The sequence below is a fragment of the Variovorax rhizosphaerae genome, assembly GCF_037889975.1.
Taxonomy (GTDB): domain Bacteria; phylum Pseudomonadota; class Gammaproteobacteria; order Burkholderiales; family Burkholderiaceae_C; genus Variovorax; species Variovorax rhizosphaerae.
The window spans coordinates 1-1,261 of record NZ_JBBKZT010000108.1 but is presented as its reverse complement, the minus strand read 5'-3'; the positions used below and the strand labels follow the sequence as shown (position 1 = coordinate 1,261).

Sequence of the window (1,261 nt, the reverse complement as noted above, 5' to 3'; positions counted from 1 at the left end):
GCCCACGGGATCCATGCTGCGTTTGTCCAGCCAGTCGAAGTCCACGCCCTCCTCGATCGCGGCCGTGTGCAGCCCGACCGGGATATGCACGAGGCCAAATGTGATGGCGCCTTTCCAGAGAGTTCTGCTGCCCGTGGCCATTGTTGGATTTCCTTCGCGTGATAGGGATCAGGAGGGCAGTCCGAACCCGAAAGCCGTGGCTTTGTGTCTGGGCTCGGGCTTGGAATGCGCGGTACGCGTAGCGGCAGCAGGCTCGCTCGGCGAGTCGTCCTCGCGATGCGCTGCGCGCGCTGGCGCTGCACGCGCGGACGGCGCTTCTTCGAGCTCTTGCTGCGATCGCGGACCGATATCGAGGTCATCCACCATCGCCTGTAGCGCGCGCAATCCGTCAGCCATGGCTTCGCGATAGGTCTTCGCCCGAGACTTCGCGCGCTCCACTTCGACGAGCGTGGCAGCCTCGTCGACCTCGCTCAAGATCCATTGGAATGCGCCACGTCTCGGCTCCTCGACATGGAGAGCCAATCGGCGCAAGGGCGTGCGGTTCATCACTGAGCGAATGAACTCTTCGCATGTGACGCGGCAGGCAAAGCCGCTGCTGGAGGCCACTGCAGCCCATCGGACCCTTCTTCGCTCGACCTCAATGTCGCCGCACACAGGGCAACGATCAACGGAATCATCGGCCAGCCAAAGGCAAGCACCAGCCCTGTCGTGGTCATCGGACCAAGAAGGAGCACCAGTGCCTTAAGCATTCATTCATCTTGATCCTGTTCGCTCGGAATCGACGTCAGATAAGCACCCTATCTGCGCTCACCACCCGCGGCGAAACAGGCAGTTCCGGGTGGGCGACGCTGCATCCCGCCATCGCGGGCACCGGACACGCAGAAGGAGCGCCAATGCCTCGCGGCAACGCCCTATCGGACTGCACCTGTGGTGTTGCGCTACTTGACCTTGAGTTCCAACCGCCCGTCTGCGCTTTGGAACGTCTCTGGTCCCGTTCTGTCGACGACTTTCCCGGTGGACAGCCTGTATTCCGCAAAAGAGACCTCGTCCTTGGAGGGCTCGAGGGATGTGGTGCTGGTCGCCTCGCGTGCGCCATACCGCAACACGACGTGCCGCTTCCCCACTTGGTCCAGGACTTCGATCCGTTCAACCTAAAAACGGCAGTTACCCCCGTCCGATAGTGCGGGAATCCAGCACTGGCGGGGAGTTAGGCTGATTTGGCAGACTCACCCGATGGGTGAAGCCAAACGCAAACGACAAC

The 1,261-nt window shown here is 61.9% G+C and carries 1 protein-coding gene and 1 pseudogene; both read right to left on the bottom strand.

Annotated elements, in window-relative coordinates:
• Positions 1-141 (bottom strand): annotated as a pseudogene (locus tag WKW82_RS40535) (non-homologous end joining protein Ku); the annotation flags it as partial.
• 27 nt (positions 142-168) lie between these two features.
• Positions 169-546: a hypothetical protein gene (locus WKW82_RS40530; protein ID WP_340348850.1), complete on the bottom strand. Its 378-nt coding sequence runs from the start codon at positions 544-546 to the stop codon at positions 169-171.
• Positions 547-1,261 lie beyond the last annotated feature (715 nt).